Source organism: Serratia sp. KH_031, from assembly GCF_057839655.1.
This window is the reverse complement of the sequence record NZ_CM174496.1, coordinates 473,855-495,806: the sequence shown is the minus strand read 5'-3', so window position 1 is coordinate 495,806 and position 21,952 is coordinate 473,855. Positions and strand designations below refer to the sequence as shown.

General features: G+C 51.0%; 21 protein-coding genes. 11 read left to right on the top strand and 10 right to left on the bottom strand.

Annotated elements, in window-relative coordinates:
• Positions 1-38 precede the first annotated feature (38 nt).
• The 7 genes from aroQ (at position 39) to AC3ISQ_RS02155 (ending at position 5,967) form a co-directional block, all read left to right on the top strand.
• A complete protein-coding gene (aroQ, locus tag AC3ISQ_RS02185; protein WP_489350347.1) occupies positions 39-491 on the top strand; it encodes a type II 3-dehydroquinate dehydratase in 453 nt (150 codons plus the stop codon).
• Positions 492-524: 33 nt separating this feature from the next.
• Positions 525-980, top strand: a complete 456-nt coding sequence (accB, locus tag AC3ISQ_RS02180; RefSeq protein WP_489350346.1) for an acetyl-CoA carboxylase biotin carboxyl carrier protein — start codon at positions 525-527, stop codon at positions 978-980.
• 11 nt (positions 981-991) lie between these two features.
• Entirely contained in the window at positions 992-2,338 is a 1,347-nt protein-coding gene (gene accC / locus AC3ISQ_RS02175; RefSeq protein ID WP_489350345.1) for an acetyl-CoA carboxylase biotin carboxylase subunit, read from the top strand.
• Between the two features lie 125 nt (positions 2,339-2,463).
• Complete coding sequence (locus AC3ISQ_RS02170) at positions 2,464-2,706, top strand: YhdT family protein (protein ID WP_489350344.1); 243 nt, start codon at positions 2,464-2,466, stop codon at positions 2,704-2,706.
• The gene (panF, locus tag AC3ISQ_RS02165; protein ID WP_489350343.1) at positions 2,696-4,141 is read left to right on the top strand and encodes a sodium/pantothenate symporter; all 1,446 of its coding nucleotides are present in this window, start codon (positions 2,696-2,698) and stop codon (positions 4,139-4,141) included. Before AC3ISQ_RS02170 ends, panF begins: the two co-directional genes overlap by 11 nt.
• Positions 4,142-4,152: 11 nt before the next feature.
• The gene (gene prmA, locus AC3ISQ_RS02160; protein WP_489350342.1) at positions 4,153-5,034 is read left to right on the top strand and encodes a 50S ribosomal protein L11 methyltransferase; all 882 of its coding nucleotides are present in this window, start codon (positions 4,153-4,155) and stop codon (positions 5,032-5,034) included.
• Between the two features lie 192 nt (positions 5,035-5,226).
• Positions 5,227-5,967: a carbonic anhydrase gene (locus AC3ISQ_RS02155; protein WP_489350341.1), complete on the top strand. Its 741-nt coding sequence runs from the start codon at positions 5,227-5,229 to the stop codon at positions 5,965-5,967.
• A gap of 64 nt (positions 5,968-6,031) precedes the next feature.
• Here AC3ISQ_RS02155 and AC3ISQ_RS02150 read toward each other — a convergent pair whose 3' ends face one another.
• Positions 6,032-6,589, bottom strand: a complete 558-nt coding sequence (locus AC3ISQ_RS02150; protein WP_489353094.1) for a DUF1440 domain-containing protein — start codon at positions 6,587-6,589, stop codon at positions 6,032-6,034.
• Between the two features lie 470 nt (positions 6,590-7,059).
• Here AC3ISQ_RS02150 and dusB point away from each other — a divergent pair, with 470 nt between their 5' ends.
• From dusB to lpxP, 3 genes are all read left to right on the top strand, one after another.
• Positions 7,060-8,025, top strand: a complete 966-nt coding sequence (dusB, locus tag AC3ISQ_RS02145) for a tRNA dihydrouridine synthase DusB (RefSeq protein WP_489353092.1) — start codon at positions 7,060-7,062, stop codon at positions 8,023-8,025.
• A 21-nt stretch (positions 8,026-8,046) separates the two neighbouring features.
• Positions 8,047-8,343, top strand: coding sequence for a DNA-binding transcriptional regulator Fis (gene fis / locus AC3ISQ_RS02140; RefSeq protein ID WP_000462905.1), 297 nt, complete (start codon positions 8,047-8,049; stop codon positions 8,341-8,343).
• A gap of 346 nt (positions 8,344-8,689) precedes the next feature.
• Complete coding sequence (gene lpxP / locus AC3ISQ_RS02135; RefSeq protein ID WP_489350340.1) at positions 8,690-9,610, top strand: kdo(2)-lipid IV(A) palmitoleoyltransferase; 921 nt, start codon at positions 8,690-8,692, stop codon at positions 9,608-9,610.
• Positions 9,611-9,717: 107 nt separating this feature from the next.
• Here the strand turns inward: lpxP and AC3ISQ_RS02130 are convergent, their stop codons facing one another.
• The 4 genes from AC3ISQ_RS02130 to AC3ISQ_RS02115 all read right to left on the bottom strand — a co-directional run bounded on the left by AC3ISQ_RS02130 (position 9,718) and on the right by AC3ISQ_RS02115 (position 14,087).
• Entirely contained in the window at positions 9,718-11,367 is a 1,650-nt protein-coding gene (locus tag AC3ISQ_RS02130; protein ID WP_489350339.1) for a Na+/H+ antiporter, read from the bottom strand.
• A 174-nt stretch (positions 11,368-11,541) separates the two neighbouring features.
• A complete protein-coding gene (locus tag AC3ISQ_RS02125) occupies positions 11,542-12,903 on the bottom strand; it encodes an NCS2 family permease (RefSeq protein ID WP_489350338.1) in 1,362 nt (453 codons plus the stop codon).
• A 286-nt stretch (positions 12,904-13,189) separates the two neighbouring features.
• Entirely contained in the window at positions 13,190-13,606 is a 417-nt protein-coding gene (locus tag AC3ISQ_RS02120; RefSeq protein WP_489350337.1) for a VOC family protein, read from the bottom strand.
• Between the two features lie 34 nt (positions 13,607-13,640).
• On the bottom strand, positions 13,641-14,087 hold the full coding sequence (locus tag AC3ISQ_RS02115; protein ID WP_489350336.1) for a lipocalin-like domain-containing protein: 447 nt from the start codon (positions 14,085-14,087) through the stop codon (positions 13,641-13,643).
• A 211-nt stretch (positions 14,088-14,298) separates the two neighbouring features.
• Here AC3ISQ_RS02115 and bhsA point away from each other — a divergent pair, with 211 nt between their 5' ends.
• Positions 14,299-14,559 (top strand): multiple stress resistance protein BhsA, encoded by a 261-nt coding sequence (gene bhsA, locus AC3ISQ_RS02110; RefSeq protein ID WP_489350335.1) that lies wholly within the window; start codon positions 14,299-14,301, stop codon positions 14,557-14,559.
• Between the two features lie 54 nt (positions 14,560-14,613).
• Here bhsA and AC3ISQ_RS02105 read toward each other — a convergent pair whose 3' ends face one another.
• The 5 genes from AC3ISQ_RS02105 to AC3ISQ_RS02085 all read right to left on the bottom strand — a co-directional run bounded on the left by AC3ISQ_RS02105 (position 14,614) and on the right by AC3ISQ_RS02085 (position 21,908).
• A complete protein-coding gene (locus AC3ISQ_RS02105) occupies positions 14,614-15,360 on the bottom strand; it encodes a response regulator (RefSeq protein WP_489350334.1) in 747 nt (248 codons plus the stop codon).
• 53 nt (positions 15,361-15,413) lie between these two features.
• Positions 15,414-17,216 carry a TolC family protein gene (locus tag AC3ISQ_RS02100; RefSeq protein WP_489350333.1) on the bottom strand — a complete coding sequence of 601 codons (1,803 nt, stop codon included), beginning with the start codon at positions 17,214-17,216 and terminating at the stop codon, positions 15,414-15,416.
• A gap of 13 nt (positions 17,217-17,229) precedes the next feature.
• Complete coding sequence (locus AC3ISQ_RS02095; protein WP_489350332.1) at positions 17,230-18,465, bottom strand: HlyD family type I secretion periplasmic adaptor subunit; 1,236 nt, start codon at positions 18,463-18,465, stop codon at positions 17,230-17,232.
• Positions 18,465-20,798, bottom strand: coding sequence for a type I secretion system permease/ATPase (locus tag AC3ISQ_RS02090; RefSeq protein ID WP_489350331.1), 2,334 nt, complete (start codon positions 20,796-20,798; stop codon positions 18,465-18,467). The genes AC3ISQ_RS02095 and AC3ISQ_RS02090 overlap by 1 nt, the downstream gene beginning before the upstream one ends.
• Positions 20,799-21,023: 225 nt before the next feature.
• Positions 21,024-21,908, bottom strand: coding sequence for an OmpA family protein (locus AC3ISQ_RS02085; protein WP_489350330.1), 885 nt, complete (start codon positions 21,906-21,908; stop codon positions 21,024-21,026).
• Between the last annotated feature and the right edge of the window lie 44 nt (positions 21,909-21,952).

The window sequence follows — 21,952 nt, the reverse complement described above, 5'->3', positions numbered from 1 at the left end:
TCTACGATGATGGTTTTATTGCCGGAGATACCAGCACAATGGCGGATAAGTTTCACATTTTGCTTTTAAACGGCCCCAATCTTAATCTGCTGGGGACGCGCGAGCCGGAGAAGTACGGCAGCACGACGTTGGCAGAGGTTGTTAACGGATTGGAAAACCAAGCAATCGCGCTGAACGCTACCTTGAGCCACCTGCAATCCAACGCAGAACATGCACTGATCGATCGAATCCATCAGGCACGCGGCGATACAGATTTTATTCTGATCAACCCGGCCGCGTTCACGCACACCAGCGTGGCATTACGCGATGCATTGCTGGCGGTACAGATCCCGTTTATCGAGATCCATCTCTCCAATGTGCATAGCCGCGAGCCTTTCCGCCACCACTCTTACCTCAGCGACATTGCGGTAGGGGTGATTTGCGGTCTTGGCGCAGACGGCTACACATTTGCTTTACAGGCAGCGGTTAACCGTTTGTCTAAATCCAACTAATAGCTCCACATAAAAGAGTACGGAATCACACTCATGGATATTCGTAAAATCAAGAAACTGATCGAACTGGTTGAAGAGTCTGGCATTTCTGAACTGGAAATCTCTGAAGGCGAAGAGTCAGTACGCATCAGCCGTGCCGCACCGGTGCAGGCTTACCCAATGATGCAGCCAGCCTATGCTCCTGCACAGCCAGCACCAGTGGCTGCCGTTGCCGCCCCTGTCGCAGCAGAAACCGCAGCACCCGCGGCCATGAGTGGCCACATCGTTCGTTCTCCAATGGTCGGTACTTTCTACCGCACCCCAAGCCCAGACGCGAAAGCCTTCGTTGAAGTGGGTCAGAAAGTGAACGCTGGCGATACCCTGTGCATCGTTGAAGCCATGAAAATGATGAACCAGATCGAAGCGGACAAATCCGGCGTAGTTAAAGCCATTCTGGTAGAGAACGGCCAACCGGTTGAATATGACGAGCCATTGGTCGTCATCGAATAACGAGGCGCACCATGCTTGATAAAATTGTTATCGCCAACCGCGGCGAGATCGCGCTTCGTATCCTGCGTGCCTGTAAAGAATTGGGCATCAAGACCGTCGCCGTTCACTCTGCGGCTGACCGCGATCTAAAACACGTACTGTTAGCTGACGAAACCGTGTGTATTGGCCCGGCGCCGTCAGTAAAAAGTTATTTGAACATTCCAGCGATCATCTCTGCGGCTGAAATTACTGGTGCAGTAGCGATCCACCCTGGTTATGGTTTCTTGTCTGAGAACGCCGATTTTGCTGAGCAGATCGAACGTTCTGGCTTCATCTTCATTGGCCCGAGAGCCGAAACCATTCGCCTGATGGGTGACAAAGTTTCCGCTATCAGCGCGATGAAGAAAGCAGGCGTACCTTGTGTACCGGGTTCCGACGGCCCACTGACTGACGACATGGATAAAAACCGTGCCTTTGCCAAGCGCATTGGTTATCCGGTCATTATCAAAGCGTCTGGCGGCGGCGGCGGTCGTGGTATGCGCGTAGTACGCAGCGACAAAGATCTGGAGCAATCCATTAACATGACGAAAGCGGAAGCCAAAGCGGCTTTCAACAACGACATGGTTTATATGGAGAAATTCCTGGAAAACCCACGCCATATCGAAATTCAGGTCTTGGCTGACGGTCAAGGCAACGCTATCTATCTGGCCGAACGCGATTGCTCGATGCAACGTCGTCACCAGAAAGTGGTCGAAGAAGCGCCAGCACCGGGCATTACGCCGGAACTGCGTCGTTACATCGGCGAGCGTTGCTCCAAAGCCTGTGTGGATATCGGCTACCGTGGAGCGGGTACTTTCGAGTTCCTGTTCGAAAACGGCGAGTTCTATTTCATCGAAATGAACACTCGTATTCAGGTTGAACACCCGGTTACCGAAATGATCACCGGCGTGGATTTGATCAAAGAGCAACTGCGCATCGCTGCCGGTCAGCCACTGTCGATCAAACAGGAAGAAGTGAAGGTTCACGGTCATGCGGTGGAATGCCGTATCAACGCCGAAGATCCCAACACCTTCCTGCCAAGCCCTGGCAAGATCACCCGTTTTCATGCTCCTGGTGGTTTCGGCGTGCGTTGGGAATCTCATATCTACGCCGGTTATACCGTACCGCCGTACTATGACTCCATGATCGGCAAACTGATTTGTTACGGTGAAAACCGTGACGTCGCGATTGCCCGCATGAAGAATGCTTTGGCTGAACTGATCATTGATGGCATCAAAACCAACATTGAACTACAGCAGAAGATCATGAGCGATGAAAACTTCCAGCACGGTGGAACGAATATCCACTATCTGGAGAAGAAACTCGGTCTGCAGCACTAAGCCTGATTTCTTTATTGCATCCCTAAGGCCGGCTAACCCCGGCCTTTTTGCTTTCACAATGCTGTAGTTAACGTAAAATCCCCTACCTTTGATAAATCTTGGTAAATCCTTAATCGGAGCGACGGATGGACAAACGCTTTGTTCAAGCCCACCGTGAAGCACGTTGGGCATTGGGGCTGACCTTACTGTATCTAGTGGCTTGGTCGCTGGCCGCTTATCTGCCAGACAGCGAAATTGGCATCACCGGCCTGCCGCATTGGTTCGAAATGGCCTGTTTGTTGGTGCCATTGTTGTTTATCGGCCTGTGCTGGCTGATGGTGCGCGGCCTGTTCCGCGATATTCCGCTGGAGGATAGCGATGCAAATTGAAGTGATTGTGCCGCTGATCGCCTATCTGCTGCTGGTATTTGGTTTGTCGGCGTATGCCTATACTCGCCGCCAAAGCGGTAATTTCCTCAGCGAATATTTCCTCGGCAACCGTTCGATGGGCGGTTTTGTGCTGGCGATGACCCTCACTGCGACCTATATCAGTGCCAGTTCGTTTATCGGTGGCCCCGGTGCCGCTTATAAATACGGCCTCGGCTGGGTGTTGTTGGCAATGATCCAACTGCCAGCGGTCTGGCTGTCGCTCGGTGTCTTGGGTAAGAAATTCGCGATTCTGGCGCGACGTTATAACGCCATTACGCTGAACGACATGCTATTTGCCCGTTATCAGAGCCGCTTGTTGGTCTGGCTGGCGAGCTTGAGTTTGTTAGTCGCGTTCTTAGGCGCCATGACGGTGCAGTTTATTGGCGGAGCACGCTTACTGGAAACTGCCGCCGGCATCCCCTATGACACCGGTCTGCTGATTTTTGGCATCAGCATCGCCCTATACACCGCCTTTGGCGGTTTTCGTGCCAGCGTACTGAATGACGCGATGCAAGGGTTAGTCATGTTACTCGGCACTGTTTTGCTGTTGATCGGTGTGGTTCACGCCGCTGGTGGTTTGCATAATGCCGTGGATACGCTGCAACGCATCGATCCCGCGCTGGTTTCACCGCAGGGTGGCGATCAGATCCTCAGCCTGCCATTTATGGCTTCGTTCTGGATCTTGGTGTGCTTTGGTGTCATCGGCCTGCCACATACCGCCGTGCGCTGTATTTCTTACAAAGACAGTAAAGCGGTACACCGTGGCATCATCCTCGGCACTATCGTGGTGGCGATATTGATGTTTGGTATGCACCTGGCTGGCGCACTGGGTCGCGCGGTACTGCCAGATCTGAAAATTCCGGATCAAGTGATCCCCACCCTGATGATCACCGTGCTGCCACCGTATGCCGCCGGGATCTTCCTTGCCGCACCCATGGCAGCAATCATGTCGACCATCAATGCCCAACTGCTGCAATCCTCTGCCACCATCGTTAAAGATCTGTACCTTGGTGTGCGGCCACAGCAAATGCAAAACGAGAAGAGAATCAAACGCTTCTCTAGCCTGACGACGCTGATCCTCGGTTTATTGGTACTGCTGGCGGCTTGGCGTCCACCAGAAATGATCATCTGGCTGAACCTGCTGGCCTTTGGTGGATTAGAAGCGGTATTCCTGTGGCCATTGGTGCTTGGCCTGTATTGGCAGCGCGCTAATGCGCAGGGGGCGCTTAGCTCAATGGTGGTCGGTGCGGTATGCTATACGCTATTAGCCAGCTTCGACCTGAAATTGGCAGGGCTACACCCGATCGTGCCTTCGCTGCTGTTCGGCCTGTTGGCGTTTTATTTCGGTAACGTTGCCTTCGAAAAACGCCAGATAGCGTCATCACATCCTTCTTGAAGAGAATTGTTATGCCTTGGATCCAACTCAAACTAAACACCACCGGCAGCCAGGCAGAAGACCTGAGTGACGCGCTGGTAGAAAGCGGCGCAGTATCGGTCACTTTCCAAGATACGCACGATAACCCGGTATTCGAACCACTGCCGGGGGAAACCTTGCTGTGGGGTGATACTGACGTCATTGGTCTGTACGATGCTGAAACCGATATGGCAGAAGTCGTCGCCATCCTAGAGAATCATCCGCTGCTCGGCGCGGGTTTTCGTCATAAAATCGAACAGTTGGAAGACAAAGACTGGGAACGCGAGTGGATGGATAACTTCCACCCAATGCGTTTCGGCGAACGTCTGTGGATTTGCCCAAGCTGGCGTGATGTCCCAGACCCGAACGCGGTAAACGTGATGCTCGATCCGGGTTTAGCGTTTGGTACCGGCACCCACCCCACTACCGCACTGTGCCTACAATGGTTAGATGGATTAGACCTGGACGGTAAAACCGTGATCGATTTTGGCTGCGGTTCCGGCATCTTGGCGATTGCTGCGCTTAAACTCGGTGCCGCACGCGCTATCGGGATCGATATCGATCCGCAAGCCATTCAGGCCAGCCGCGATAACGCGCAGCGTAACGGCGTTTCAGAGCGTTTAGATCTATATCTGCCAAAAGACCAGCCAGCGAATCTGTCCGCCGATGTGGTGGTCGCCAATATCCTCGCTGGCCCACTGCGTGAACTGGCGCCACTGATTAGCGATTTGCCAAAAGCGGGTGGCTGTCTCGGTCTTTCCGGTGTGCTGGCGACTCAAGCTGCCAATGTAGCCGAAGCCTATCAGGACAAATTCGTTCTCGATCCCATCGCCGAACGTGACGAATGGTGTCGCATTACTGGAAAACGTAAATAGTTACAAATTCCTCCGGTAAAAAAATCCACTGGAAAATTAATTAATTCCAGTGGATTTCCTTTCATCCAAGACCTATCTGATATTTCCCTTCTAAAACCTAAGTGTATTATCGCTCGCAACATAGTTAGCAGACTTACTGATTACTGCTGACTAAACAAAAATTCTCGTATCGATATCTCTATAGGAAATGGAATGAAAGGAAAACTATTGCTTGCCGCACTGGTCGCTACCTGTGCCTTTTCGGTTAACGCCGCCGTCGAACACACGCATTGGAGCTACGATGGTGATGAAGGCCCAGATCATTGGGGCAAGCTGACGCAAGATTTTTCACTGTGCCAGAACGGTAAAAACCAGTCACCGGTCAACATTCAAGGTGCGATGAAAACCCAGCACGGCAAACTGGATCTTAATTTCAAGAACACCAGTCAACAAATCGTTAATAACGGCCATACCATCCAGGTTAACGTTAGCGAAGGCAATACTTTGGTACTGGATGGCGATACCTACACCATGCAGCAGTTCCATTTCCACTCACCGAGTGAAAATGAGATCAATGGCAAACGCTATCCAATGGAAGTGCACTTCGTTTATAAAGACAAAGACGGCGAACTGGCAGTTATAGCGTTGATGTTTAACGAAGGTAAGGCTAATCCACAGTTGAAACACGCCTGGACGCAAATGCCTACCGCTGCTGATCAATCGGCAAACCTGCTAGCGCCAGTAGATATCAAAGCCCTGTTGCCGAAGAAATTTAACTACTTCCGCTTCAGTGGCTCACTGACTACGCCTCCATGTTCCGAGGGAGTCAGCTGGATGGTGCTAGATGTGCCTGTAACCGCTTCTGCCGAACAAATCAAACAATTCAGCTCTGTGGTACACCACAGCAACAATCGTCCAATACAGCCGCTGAATGGCCGCGTAATCATCGATTAATCGTTTTTACTTGCAGGCCGACGGGCCTGCGAGCACATTCCGAAAAATAATATCCGCACAAATATCAGACGTTTTTATCAAACCACAAACCTTTTATCGGTTTGGAAAAATAGGCAAGCACAGCGATTAGGCAAATCTCAATCGAAACTGACCAGCAAATATGGCCAAGGATTTCACTCCACAATTCATACCCATTGAGGTTCCACAACCATCCTCGCTCACCATTTAGATAGGCGGGATATCTGAACCCCAGCATTGGAATCAAGAAACCATGCATGGCGATCGTAATCAATAAGCCGTAAACCGCGCCGTACCATAACCTGATTTTTGGGTAACATGCTGATACGAATACATAAAAGAAAGCAAATGCAAAACTGAATAACCAGTGATACAACATAACGGCGCCCGGAATGGTAACGCCTTGATAAACGTAGTCCAACGAATGTGAATTGATCCCGAGCCATCCAAGCCATGCGTCAATATTCGCCGCTGGAGGTGATATTTCTCCCGCCACCCGAGGAGGCATGTTGGCTTCAGTACCTGATTTAACCAGAGAGCTCACAAAACCACCAATAATGGTAGTCCATACAATAACTTGACGATTAACCTTATTTCCTAGCATAAACATACCTCCTCCGGTAATTCCGCCGCACAGCCGTTGTGCTCTATTCATTACCTGCACTACTCAATATCAGTCTAGTCACCCTAAGAAGAGTGATCCACATGTAAACTTTGATAAATGAGCACTGTTTTGCTTTAAAATGTAACTTGGATGACGTTCCCGACAGCAGATGTTTTTTTAACCATCACCAACGCATTCCCCTAACAAATACGTAATACTCCTACATAACCTCAACTGAACCGCGCTTAATTGCAGATAAAATGCTGCTCAATTTAGAATATTTTTTTGCATATAAATTAACCACAAAACGTCAAGTTATTGTTAAATAAACATAATATTTTTATGTAACACAACAAAGCGTATTTTCCTTGATCGTCAACGTGAAATTGGTCAAAGTTTGGCCTTTCATCTCATCGCAAAAATGCGTAATATACGCGCCCTTGCGGACACAGTATGGTCACTCTTTGTCTATGCGCATTGGACACCACCAGTTAACAAATTGCTTGATTGCCGCCCCGATGGCTGGCATCACCGATCGCCCATTCAGAACCTTGTGTCATGCAATGGGGGCTGGGATGGCTGTATCTGAAATGCTTTCCTCCAATCCGGAGGTGTGGCGTACAGATAAGTCACGTCTGCGCATGGTCCATAGCGATGAGCCAGGGATTCGTTCCGTGCAAATTGCCGGATGTGATCCTGATGATATGGCCGCCGCCGCACGTATTAACGTGGCGGGTGGTGCGCAAATCATCGATATCAATATGGGTTGTCCAGCCAAAAAGGTGAATCGGAAGTTGGCAGGGTCTGCTTTGTTGCAGCACCCGGATCTGGTCAAACAGATCCTCCTCGCGGTCGTTAACGCGGTGGATGTTCCGGTAACACTGAAAATTCGTACCGGCTGGGCACCAGAACACCGTAACTGTGTAGAGATTGCCCAATTGGCCGAAGACTGTGGTATACAGGCCCTGACGATTCATGGCCGTACCCGTGCTTGCTTGTTTAATGGCGATGCGGAATACGACAGCATTCGGGCAGTTAAGCAGAACGTTTCCATTCCGATTATCGCGAATGGGGATATTACTGACCCGCATAAAGCCAGAGCAGTGCTCGACTACACTGGGGCCGATGCCCTAATGATAGGCCGCGCTGCTCAGGGGAGACCTTGGATCTTCCGGGAAATCCAGCACTATCTGGACACAGGGGAGCTGCTACCACCACTGCCACTCGGCGAGGTGAAGCGCTTGCTGATAGGGCATATTCGGGAATTGCACGGCTTTTATGGCCAAGGCAAGGGATTCCGGATTGCTCGTAAGCACGTATCTTGGTATCTCCAAGAGCATGCCCCAAATGACCAGTTTCGGCGCACATTCAACGCCATAGAGGATGCCAGCGAACAGCTGGAGGCGTTGGAGGCATATTTCGAAAATCTTGCGTAACAAAAAAGAGCTGACAGAACTATGTTCGAACAACGCGTAAATTCTGACGTACTAACCGTTTCAACCGTAAACTCACAGGATCAAGTGACCCAAAAGCCTCTGCGCGACTCGGTTAAACAAGCACTGAAGAACTATTTTGCTCAACTGAATGGTCAAGATGTTAATGATCTGTATGAGCTGGTACTGGCTGAAGTTGAACAGCCACTGTTGGACATGGTGATGCAATACACCCGTGGCAACCAGACCCGCGCAGCCCTGATGATGGGTATCAACCGCGGTACACTGCGTAAGAAATTGAAAAAATACGGCATGAACTGATACTAATCAGTTAACGTATTGATAAAAGGCGCTTTTACCTCATTCGGTAAGCGCCTTTTTCTTTGAGATGATTCAGGGCTCATCTCAGTGCGTAAATGAGAATATTCGCATCCTCCCTCTGATGTTGTGTGGTAGACTGCTCACTCTTAGACCGCCTTCGCTGGCCTACAGCCCTCCCATCGATGCCTGATAGCAGCGCGAATCGCCTTTCGAATGTAAAGTTTTGGTCAATTCACGCATTTGGCTAAACAATAGTTCTGTACAGGTGTCTGAGTTTGAGTACTGCGATCAAAGTTCGACTTTGATACGTACCGATTCTTCAGCCACCTTAATGCAAAGAGTCAATATGAAGTGTTCGCAAAAGTTCCACCGTGGCTTACTACGTCCTCGCTACTGGCTAACTTGGTTTGGCCTAGCGGTGCTATTCCTACTAGTACAACTTCCTTACCCACTATTACATAAGCTCGGCCTATGGATGGGACGCACGTCAATGCGTTTCCTCAAGCGCCGAGTTTCCATTACCCGACGCAATCTGGAGTTGTGCTTCCCTGAGATGGACGCAGAGCAACGTGAACGTCAAGTCGTTGGCAACTTCGAATCTCTCGGCATGGGGCTGCTCGAAACCGGCATGGCGTGGTTCTGGTCAGATAAACGAGTAAAACGCTGGTTTAACGTTTCCGGCATCAATCACCTGAAAAGCGCGCAAAAAGATGGCCGTGGCGTGTTGGTTATCGGCGTGCATTTTATGTCGCTGGAATTAGGCGGCCGAGCGATGGGGTTATGCCAACCGATGATGGCCATGTATCGCCCGCATAACAACAAGGCGATGGAATGGGCACAAACCAAAGGGCGTATGCGTTCCAATAAAGCGATGTTAGATCGCAAAGATCTGCGCGGAATGGTGCAGGCATTGAAACGCGGCGAAGCTGTTTGGTTTGCACCGGATCAAGATTACGGCCCACGCGGTAGCGTCTTCGCTCCGTTGTTTGCCGTCGATCAAGCAGCCACCACCAGCGGTACTTTCATGTTAGCGCGGATGGCGAAACCGGCATTAGTCCCTGTGGTACTGATTCGCCGTGAGAATGGCCGTGGTTACGATTTGCTGATCCAACCGGCGCTGGAAGATTATCCTATCAGCGATGAACTGGCCGCTGCCGCTTACATGAACAAAGTGGTAGAGCAAGAGATTATGCGGGCACCGGAACAATACATGTGGTTGCACCGCCGCTTCAAGACTCGTCCAGCCGGGGCGCCATCGCTGTACTAAGAGTCAAAATTCTTAATGCAAAAAGTCCGGCCTAACCAGAGCCGGACTTTTTGTTTAATCATTGGTGGAAGCATTATTCTATTAATGACATTCCTCTTACAGTAATGTTACCCCTCTCGCTCCACCAGCAACGCTTCTAGCAGATCGAGATCGTGCAGCAGTTTTTGTAGCGTCTCGTTGCTGATCTTCTGCGTGGCGCGCAGGTGATACAGCTCACCGCGCTCCGCACGTAATGCCGTCAGGCGGAAACGGCGTTCCAGATTCTCCAGCTCCAAGGCATTCTCAATATCATCTTTACTGTCGATACGCCGTCGTAGCGTCCCTACCACTCGTGAGCTAATCTCTTTCAGCACTTGCGGATCGATGTTTTCTTCCGTATCAGCAATCAGGCGCTCTTCCATCTTGTTGATACTTTCGATCGCCACCTCCGCTGCCGCTGCCACCGCCATACGCTCTTCGGTTTTACTGGTGCTCTTATCCGTGACCAGCACGCCGCGCAACAATAACGGCAACGCGACCACCCCAACCAACAGCGACAACAAAATCACCCCAGCAGCGATAAACACCAATTGATAACGCGCCGGGAATGCCGCTCCATCGCTCAATAACAACGGGATCGACAACACACCGGCTAAGGTGATTGCCCCACGCACTCCGGCAAAAGACGCCACCCACAGTTCACGCGTGGTATAGCCGCCGAACAGCAACGGGTTCTTTGTCATAAAGCGCAGGCTCATTTTCTTCATCACCCATAGCCAGCTAAAACGCAGGAGCAGCAAGGCAACGTAGATAATGACCACCTCAGAAAACAGATAACGCACCTCGGTAGTGGGATCTAACTCGGCCTGCACCAATGAGGTTTCTAGAATCCCCGGCAATTGTAGGCCCAGCATAATGAACACCATGCCGTTAAACACGAACTCCAACATGGCCCAAACGCTGTTAGCTCGCAGGCGCATGGCTAAAGGTGCATTGCGGATCACACCGGACTGACTGATGGTCATCCCCGCTGCCACCGCTGCTAAAATGCCAGAAACGCCAATGTGTTCAGCAATCAGGTAAGACGCAAACGGCAAAAGCAACAGCAACACAATTTGAGTCGCCGGATCGTCACCGCTCCAACGGCTCATCACGCGCAACGATTTACTGTACGTCCAAGTTACAGCGACACCGGCCAACAAACCGCCGATCGCCACTTTCAGGAACTCCAGCGTCGCACCGCCGACGGTAAAGATCATGGTGCCCATCGCCACCGCGATGGCGAATTTCAACGAGACCAAGCCCGAAGCGTCGTTCATCAACGCTTCCCCTTCCAACACGCCCATAATCGACTTGGGAATACGCCCTTTGCCGACAATGCCGCCCAACGCCACAGCATCGGTCGGTGACAACACCGCCGCCAACGCAAAAGCGGCCACCAGCGGAATGCTCGGTACCATCGCATAGATCAGATAACCAACCCCAACTACGGTGATCAACACCAGCATCAGCGCCAATCCCAAGATCTCGCGCCCATGGTGAAGAAACTCACGCGTTGGGGTTTTCCAACCGTCAGCAAACAGCAGCGGCGGGATAAACAACACCAAAAACAGTTCAGGATCGAAATCGACATGCAGACCAAAATGCGGCCAAGCCAGCAAAGCTCCGATGGCAATTTGCATTAATGGTAGCGGCACTTGGAACGGCAACATACGTGTCACCACACCAGACAAAGAGACCACCAAAATTAAAATGAGGATTGTAAAAAAGATTTCCATGCTTTCCTTAGACTCTAGGGTTAAAGCTCGTCGCCCGAGTATGCCCGATAGTAGATCATTTTTTTTACAACGATTAAAGCTTGTTGTGCCTTTCAAAAAACGACACAGCAATTCGAGAGGGATCTGGGGAGGAAAAGCAAGGCTCGGCGATACCGAGCCTTATAGAGCAAGTCGTTAGATAGCCCAGCCACCCGCATAAAACGCCACTAACGCGATAGCGATCAATACGGTGCCGATATTCAGCTTACGCCATTCACCGGAGAAGATGCGGCCTACGACCAATGAGCTAAAGCCCAGCATGATACCGGTGACGATATTACAGGTCAGCACGATGAATACCGCACATAACAGGCCAGACATCGCATCAACGAAATCGTCGAAATCCAGTTTGGTCACGTTGCTCAGCATCAGTAAGCCCACGTACATCAACGCCGGCGCCGTCGCGTAGATCGGAACCAGATAAGACAACGGCGACAGGAACAGAATCATCAGGAACAAAATACCGACGACGGTCGCGGTCAAACCGGTTTTACCACCGGCAGCCGTACCCGCAGCAGACTCGATGTATACCGCCGCCGGAGCCGCACCCACCAAGCCAGAGAACACGCTGCTCAGGGAGTCAGACGTCAGCGCTTTACCCCCGTTGATGATTTGGCCGTCTTTATCCAGCAAGTTGGCTTGCCCAGCCACCGCGCGGATAGTCCCCGTCGCATCAAACACGGCGGTCATCACCAGCGCCAACACGCTTGGCAGCACCACTGGCTGCAACGCGCCCATAATATCTAGGCTGAAAATCAGCGATTTACCATCGGCATCGGCCAAACTTGGCATCGCGAACAACCCTTGGTATTTCACCGCCGGATCGAAGATCAAACCAATCACCGAGATAGCAATAATCACCAGCAGAATGCCGCCCGGTACGCGCAGTTTCTCCAAGCCGAAAATCACCGCCAGCCCCAGCAACGTCATCACTACCGGGAATGAGGTGAAAGCGCCCAGCGCCACTGGCAAGCCGTCTAATGGATTCTTCACCACCAAACCGACACCGTTAGCGGCAATCAGCAACAGGAACAGACCGATACCAATACCGGTGCCGTGCGCCACGCCCATCGGCAGGTTACGCAAAATCCAAGAACGAATGCCTGTTACCGAGATCACCGTGAACAGGATACCCATCAGGAACACCGCGCCCAAGGCGACCGGAATACTGATATGTTGCCCCAGCACCAAACTGAATGCGGTAAATGCAGTCAGTGAAATAGCACAACCGATCGCCATCGGCAGATTCGCCCACAGCCCCATCAGTAGGGAACCCAAACCAGCAACTAAGCAAGTGGCGACAAAGACTGCCGTCGGAGGGAAACCGGCTTTGCCCAGCATGCTCGGCACCACAATCACCGAATAGACCATCGCCAAGAAGGTAGTTAAACCCGCCACCACTTCTTGTCGCACGCTGCTGCCGCGCGCTGAGATTTTAAAATAGCCATCAAGCCCGCTCGCTGATTTAGCGGCGTTGTTTGCTTGAGAGTTCGACATAGTGCTCTGTCCCCTGTGTTTCAATTTTCCGCCTGTGCGTGGTCATTACGGAATCGTTTCCGTCACGTTCGCTTCCCTATCCTTCCGCTTCGCAACAAATCGTGGGTTACGAAAAAGGCAAACGTTTAACTCTCATCGCGAGGTACGGGTGATTTTATGGTGGTTTATCGTAGGCAAACGATTATCTCGTTATAGATAGGCACTAATCAACTAAAGATAGCGGCAAAGTATGCAAAACATTTGGGCGGTTCAACCGCCCAAAATGACAGAATCATTCCTGATGCGGTTAAGATCCTTGTTTTGATATGGCCTCCATATCCATATACATCAGCTCCCAAGCGTGACCGTCCAAATCCTTAAAACTATGTCCGTACATAAAGCCGTAGTCCTGTGGTTCTTTATAAGTGCTCCCACCGGCAGCTTTAGCCTTCGCCACTAAATCATCCACCGCAGCCCGATTAGGTTGCGACAGGCAAATCAGCACTTCATTGGCTTTTGTCGTGTCGCAAATCTCACTGTTTGGTGAGAAATAGTTAAACTTTTCATGAGTTAGCAACATCGCATAAATGGTTTCACTGATTACCATGCAAGTCGCGGTTTCATCAGTAAATTGTTTGTTAAATGTAAAACCCAGCGCAGTAAAAAACTGAATGGATTTATCAAGATCCGCAACTGGCAGATTAACAAAAATTTGTTGTGTCATGAGTTATCTCCGCTTAAAAAACAATCTATTAAGTTTAGGAAGTGGCACCACCAATGCGTTGCCACACCAACTCACCAATTTGCACTCCATTACCGAATTGCATCGGCGGGGTGCGCAAGATCAGCTTATCATCGAGAAAACTGTAAAAGCGCACTTGTCGGCTTTCAATCCAGTTAGGAAATGAACATCCCTCCACCTGATGGGTTATGCGTTGTTTCTCTTCATCGATATGGTACTGACCAAAATAACAAATCATCCCGATAAAAGCGGAACGGATATCGTCGTTGGTTCCTTGGGAAGGATCTTCAGTGGCAAATTTAGGGCGTGTGGTGCTGTAAAGCTGCGCCGCCATAGTGCCATTCGCTTCGTAGTTGATACGCCCTAGCACTTTCTCACCTAAAGGGTAAGTGACCGAACCATCTTCCCGCTTGAATGAAGAAGAAACCAACGACCAGCTACCGACAAATTTATTCGTTGTCATCACACGCCCTCCATTTAGAAACCCAGATTAAAGGGTAGCGGCGGATCGGAATGGGCGCCAACGGGTCGTATTTTGCCGTCGAATTAACCATCAAATAATTTGATTGAAATACTCAAAACTCTCCGATTTTATCTTCCGATTCGTTGTTGCATTATTCAACACATCGGGAGGCAACAACCTTCCATCTAATAAATACCCTGAGGATTGAATCATGAAAAACATCAAAATTTTTGCTACCGCCGTGCTGTTAACTACCGCTTCTTTCGCCAGCGTTGCCGCTGACCAAATCACTAGCCAGCCGGCAGCCGATGCACAAAAAATTGGTGTCGTTTCTGTCAGCGGTGCAACCAACCTGAGTGCTTTGGAAAATGAACTGGCGAGCAAAGCTGCCGCATCGGGTGCGAACTCTTACCGCATCATCTCTGCGGGTGGCCAAAACAAACTGTACGGCACGGCTGAAATTTTCAACTAATACCTACAATGCCAATATCAGAGTTCCTATGATATTTATCACATCGACACGTTATTATAACGTGTCGTTATTTTTTACATCCATAGACATCGAAGAGAAATCTTGCTGATTAACCATAGCTTCATTATATTGGTTAAACAAAACATCTCTATATTTAATCAATTCAAAGTCGCTGTTAGCACCTAGCTTTTTTTTCGCCGTTTGCTTTTGCCCGCTCACTGTTTTACGGTTACGATTGAGTCGCTCGGCAATATCATTGATACTCATACCGGTAAGGAAATAATAAATCACTTCAACTTCACTCGGCGTCAGTAATTTCGTTACCTGCCAATTGGGAAGATCTCTCACGACAATATTACCGCGTTTACGCTTTGGAGGATTGATCAACGTAGCAGAAACATGTCTCGGTATATAACGTTGGCCATGTGCAAGCAGGCGAATCGCATCAACATACTCCGCTGGGCCATCACGCTTAGAGATATACCCCTTAACACCCATCATCAAAGCAGTACGGATAACGGCAATGCTATCCATTGAAGAAGACAATAAGATCGTTAATTCTGGATATTGCGTTAATAATATCTTAACTAATGACAACCCATCTAATTTATCATCTGGCAATATATAATCCAGCACCAGCACATCGCATTTGTTATTGAGTAACCAATCAAATAATTCGTTACTGTGATTAAAACTTCCAATAACTTCGATATCCTTCTCACTTTCAAACATAATTTTAAAAGAATAGTGAATAATAGGATGATCATCTAGCACTGCTAGTTTAATTGGGTAAGTTGACATCTTGATAATTTCCTAAAACTCCCTCTGTAAAAACAGAGGGTTTATACAAATTATTAACTTCTAGAAGGTGAATTCTGTAGCCAACCCATCAATTGGCCCGCACTCGCATAACCACGAAAAATAGCGCTATAACCATCAAAACGATTAGTCACTTCCGCCACACGGTTATTGTAGTAATCCGACTCGGAACTCAGCACGTCCAACAATGTACGCTTACCGAGGTGATACCACTGATCAAAGAAGTCGAGGCGAATACGATCGGATTCCTTGGTCAAATTACGGTAGAGATCGGCACGTTGCAGCATCGAGCGTGCATCCTGATCGGCAGCACGTACACGCTGTTGCAGATCGTCGCGCTGTTCTTCAGATTGTTCACGCATCGCGGCCGCTCGCTGCGCAGCCGCTTGCTCGGCGGCACGAGCCGAACCTCCGCGGAACAAACCCCAACTGACATTAATACCGGTTTGCCACGACTGCTCACGGCCGAAATCATCCTTTCCGGTGTCTTTACTGACCACCCAGTTGATCTTCGGTAACGAGGACGATTTCAGCGCATCCGCTTCGGAAAATGCCGCCTGTGCCTGAGCCTGTGCTTGTTGCAAAGTAGGATGCCTATCCACTTGAGCCAGCAACGCATCCAGTTGCGATGGTTTTAGTTGCCATTGCATCGCCGGTGGCAACGGCACCCGAGTTTCACCCAACAAACGATAAAGTTGGATCTCAGTATCTCGCGCCTTCGCAACCGCACCATCCAATGCTGATTGAGCCTGCAAAAGACGCCCCGTTGCCTGCGTCAATTCGCTACGACGTCCGGGGTCAGCCTCCACAATGCCACTCAACATCGTCACCAGTTCCTGCATACGTGCAACATACTGCTTACTCATATCAATGATCAGGCGCTGCTTACTCAACTCCACCAGCTCACTACTCACCTGCCAAGCCAAATCCTCTACCTGTGCGCTTTCTTGATAATCAGCCGCTTTGACCGAGAACTCTTTACTTTTTATAGTGTTACTGGTTTGACCAAAATCGATCAAGTTAGTGGCGATATTGACACCAAATGAAGGCATATTGCTGTCGCTGGCTGTACGATTGCCTTTACCAAACTCATAACGACGGGAGCTTGAAGTCACATCCACCTGTGGCCAGCGCTGCCCTTTGGCGTTACTCACGTCCTCTTTGGCGGCATCAACTTGCAACTGCGCACTACGAACCAGCGGGCTGCGCTCCAGCGCAGTCATCACCGCGCGGAAGAAAATATTTCGCAGCTCCATCTCACCCGGGCTACCACGAGTGATGATTTGTGATGGCGGCGCCGCCGTATATTTAGGCATTGGCGTTAATTCCGGTTCAGCGACGGGTTGCGCTGACGGTGCGGCACTGAAGTACGGGACTTCGCTCTCCGCTTTTTTTTCCGTGACCGTACTACGCGGCGTCACTAACGTGGGTGCCGCTGCCTGACGAATCGGTGCTGACGGCGGTGTTTTCACTTCCGAAGACAACATCCGTTGATCGGAAGGAACCGACACCGTAGTCACCGGATGCTGCAATAGTGGTTCAGGAGAAATCCTTGGCGCTGTCGGTGGTGCCACTACAACTGGCGTTGGCATCGGAGTCAGACGCGTTGCTGCCACAGGCTCGGGTTCTGATACCACAGGCGCAGGCGCTACAGGTGCAGGTGCAGGTGCAGGTGCTGGCGCCACGCTCGGTTGAGTCGGAATGCTATTGCCTTTACTCACCTCGACAAACATCAACAATTCATCATCACTATCAGCCCGCAGGCCACCACTTTCTAATGCCAGCAGCGATCCCACCAGCAGCGACAGCAAACGTCGTGAACTTTTAATCTGTTTCATCACACTATCTCAATTAACGTTCACGGAACGCTTCACGGGCTTTCATTACCGGCTTCAACAGGTAATCAAGAATGGTTTTCTCACCGGTACGAATCTCTACCGAGGCGATCATCCCAGGGATAATCGGTAACGACTTACCACCAGCTTCCAGTGAACTGGTTTCAGTCAGCACCATCACGCGGTAATAGGTGTCATCCGGGCGTCCCGCCGCCGCTTTGGCATCGTCTTTCAAGGTGTCCGGGCTAATGAATTCCACGCTCCCTTTCAGGCCGCCGTAAATGGCATAGTCATAAGCGGTGATTTTCACCGTCGCGGGCAATCCGGGGTGGAGGAATGCCACGTCTGACGGACGGATTTTCGCCTCAACCAACAATTGATCTTCCAATGGCACAATTTCAAGGATGTGCTCACCCGGCTGAATCACGCCGCCAATGGTGTTAAAGCGAATATTTTTTACCGTCCCTTTCACCGGAGCCGTAATAGTGGTTCGCTCCATCACATCAGCACGCCCGATCAGGTTTTCACTGGTCTGCGCCAGCTCCAGCTCCAGCTTGTTCAGCTCGGAGTTGGCATCGGCCTGATAACGGTTACGGCGCTCAACGATCTGCGATTGAATTTCATTGGCCTGACGGCGCATACGCAACAGTTCGACTTCGGAGAGCAAACCACGAGCTGCCAGCGGTTCTGCCAAGCGAATCTCACGCATCGACAGTTCATAGCTGCGATGCAAGGCGTTAACCGAGTCATCCAGCGCGCGTTTACGTGCCTGATAGGCTTTGGTTTCCTGTTCGATGACGGTTTTATCCTTACTGACTTGTTCGTCATCAAACTTCAGCGGCTGGTTATAAGCTTCCGCACGCAAGCGGGCGATAGTGGCTTTCAAGCCCACCACTTTGTTCAACGCTTCGCGGTAGCTGGCTTGCGCACGCGTCGGGTCGATTTTCAGCAATATTTGCCCCCGTTGAACCTCATCACCTTCGCGGACATTCATCTCCGCCAAGATGCCGCCTTCTAGGCTCTGAATAATCTGTTCGCGACTTTTCGAAATAATCTTCGCTTCACCTTTGGTGATCTCTTCCACTCGCGCGAAATGAGCCCAAGTGAGGCCAGCTCCTAATACCATCAACACGATCCACAGCACCAGACGTGAACCTGGCGTACGCTGGCTGAGCAGTGAAGACTGGATGTCATTCATAAAGTCAGCATCTGCCGCTGACAGTTTGGGTTTACGACGTAATAAGTTAGCCATTATGCAGAGACCTCAATATCGTTAGCCGTGTCCTGCTCTGGCGCTTTGCGCGTGACCACCGGGGCCACAGGTTTGGACGGCGTATTCGCGGCGGGTTGTTGTGCTGCGGTGCTCACTTGACCGGTTTTGGCTGGCGGCACTGGCTGCCCGCTCAAACGCGCCAGAACCGTTTCTTTCGGACCATCCAGCGCGACTTTGCCGCTATCAATCACGATGATGCGATCCACCAGCGCCAACAGCGACGGGCGATGGGTAACCACCACCAACGTCTGCCCTTCTGTCGCCATATGCAGATGCTTGAGGAATTGCTGTTCTGTTTGCGAGTCCATGGCGCTGGTCGGTTCATCGAGCAGCAACACTTCCGGGCGGCTCAACAAGGTACGTGCCAACGACACTAATTGACGTTGCCCGCCTGACAGACTGCAGCCGTTCTCCCCCACCGGCAGATTGATGCCGAGCGGGTGACGAGCGGCTATCTGATCCAACCCGGTCAGACGCAATACGCGCAGAAACTCATTCGGTGCCGCATCCGGCAGACCGAGCATCACGTTTTCGCGCAAGGTGCCGAAGAACAGCCGTGACTCCTGACTCACGAAGCCAATATGACGCCGCCAGTCAGCGGGATCGATTTGGTTCACATCCAGACCGTCGGTAAATAACTGCCCCGCCGTCGGCTGATATAAACGCGCCATCAAGCGCAGCAACGTGGATTTACCGCTACCGATTGAGCCGAGGATGGCGACACGTTCACCGGCTTTAACTTCAATATTGATATTTTTGAGGATTTCCGGGTTTGGCTGCATCGGAGGTGCCGGGTAAGAGAAACCGACACCTTTCAGAGAGATATCACCTTTCAGCGTCGGGTTAGCGATGTACTCTTGCTCGCTGTCGCGATCGGTCGGCATTTCCATCAGCTTGTTCAACGAACCCAGTGCCGCTTTCGAAGATTGATAGCGCGTTGCCAAACCAATCACCTGCCCCAACGGACCAGTCGCACGGCCTGCCAACATCACGGTACCGATCAATCCACCCATGGTGAGATCGCCCGCGTCAATCATGTAAACGCCAATCAGGATCAGCATCACCGTCTGGAACTGCTGGAGAAAAGTCACGGCCGTGGTCGCCAACGTTGAATAACGTTTGGATTTCGAGCCGCTATCCGCTTGCAAGGCACTGAAATTCTGCCAGCGGCGTTGCATATGCGCCTGACCATTGGTGGCTTTCAGGGTTTCCATGCCTTCGATGGATTCAATCAACACGCCCTGTTTCAGCGCCGCATCACGCATGTTCTCTTTCATGATCTTCGCCAGCGGCCATTGAATAATGACGCTGATAATGATGATCAGCGGCAGCATCAATAACGGCACGAAGCCGAGTGGGCCGCTGATCATAAAGATCACCCCAACGAACAGCAGTACGAACGGCAAGTCGGCCAGCGCAGCCAGTGTGGCTGATGACACGAAATCGCGCAGGGATTCAAATTCACGCAGTTGGTTAGCAAAGGTGCCAGAAGACGCCGGTTTGTGTTCCATGCGTACCGCAATCGCTTGGCGGAACAGAATGCTACCGACGATCAGATCCGCTTTTTTACCGGCGGTGTCTAGCAAGTGCGCACGGACAAAACGCGTCAACGCTTCGAACAACATTGCTACGGTAACGCCCACCGCCAAAGACCACAGCGTGACAAACGCTTGGTTCGGGATCACGCGGTCATAGACGTTCATGGTGAAGAAGATGCTCGCCAGCGCCAGCACGTTGATCAGCACTGAGGCAACCGCCGCACTGCGGTAATAGCGGCGATAGCGCCAAAGAGTGCTGAACAGCCAGTGCTTTTGCTTCTCTGGCAAACCTTCTTCTACGCGACGATCCACTTTCGCAGTGGGTTTCGCCATGATGGCAAAACCGCTGTACCACTCGCTGATTTCGGCGTGTTCAATCTCGACCGGCTTGTCGCTGACTTCAGGCAAGATGATCTGGTAGAAATAGGTCATCTTGTCTTCGGCGTTTTTCTTACGCACGCGATCCAGCAAAATGCAACCGCCAGAGCCTTTACGCACCAAAATCACTGGCAGGATTTGTTGAGGAATATCCCACAGGCTGCGCTCAACCAAACCACCGGTGATACCCGCACTTTCCAGCGAGGTCAGCGCCAGCGAAGGGGAAAGAAAGACATCTTTAGGCAAGCCTGCGGTCAGCGCATCAAAACTGCGCCCTAAGCCGTAATGCTGACAAAGCCAGCTCACGCTTTGCAGCAACGAGTCATCAATGCGCGTTTGTACTCGCGCCTGCGACTGCAGCTCCTGCTGTTGGTTATCAGATTCTGTTGCGTTCATTCACCACATCTCTCTATCGTTAATTCGATTCCAGCGGCTGCCGGAGATTAGGAAAATTCTCGCTTTTATCTGCATGGCCTGATACCAGCTGGGTCTTGCTTTCATTTAAAATAGATAAAATTGATAAATATCAATGGAATAAATAAAACTGACGGGAGTGGGAAATGCCAGCGACCGAAGTCACTGGCATGGGCTTTATGAGGGTTTTAACAGGGTATTTTGAAACTACTGGGTCTGAACACGTACCACAACACGGCGGTTTGGCGCGTTACACTCGATCTGCTCCGCACGTGAACCGTAACATTCCGTGACCACTGGCTCAGTGCTGCCTGCACTGCTGGCGCTCAGGTTTTTCGCGGGTAAACCACCTTCAATCAACAGGCTGCGAACGGTGTTAGCACGCTGTTGGCCGAGACGCAGGTTAGTTGCTGGTCGACCGAACGGATCGGTATGACCAATAACCTGAATGCGGTTCGCCTGTACGCCGTCTTGTTTCAATTTACCGATCAGCTCAGAGATAGCCTGTTGACCACTCGCTGAGATGTCGTTACGGCCTGATTTACCGAAGTTAAACAGCACGTCGCTGGAAAGCGCGTAGTCCATGGTTGCAGCGGTCGTGTAGCGGCACTGCTCCACTGTCGAGGCACGGTTCAGAGTGAGTGCCTGAGCGCGCAGACCTTTCAGTTCTTGCGCTGCCTGCTGGCTAGTCACCGCACTTGGGCGACCATTTACCTGAGCATCGACCTTCACAAAGTAGGTTTTACCGCCTTCGAAAGTATCGCGGAACTCCTGTGCTTCCTTGCCTTTGTACAGTGGCGCATCGTTGCGATAAGCCCCTAACGCGTGACTGCCCGGCGCCACACAGAAGGTGGTGTACATGCCCGGCAGCAATGCCGATTGAAATTCGCCATCGACATAAACGTGAGCTGCATCTTTCCCTGCTGCCGCATCGGTACGGTAGTAAACCACCTGAGATTGCGAAGTGGCGACATCGGCGACGCGCTGATAGCTAGCACCGAAGGCTTCTGGTTTGACGGCTGCGAAAGCAGGCAAGCTGAACAGACCACCTACCACTAACGCCGCAATCAGCGAAGTATTAACTTGTTTCATGATTCCTCCACGGGTGCCCCGAAAGGCACCCGGTATGATTGTGT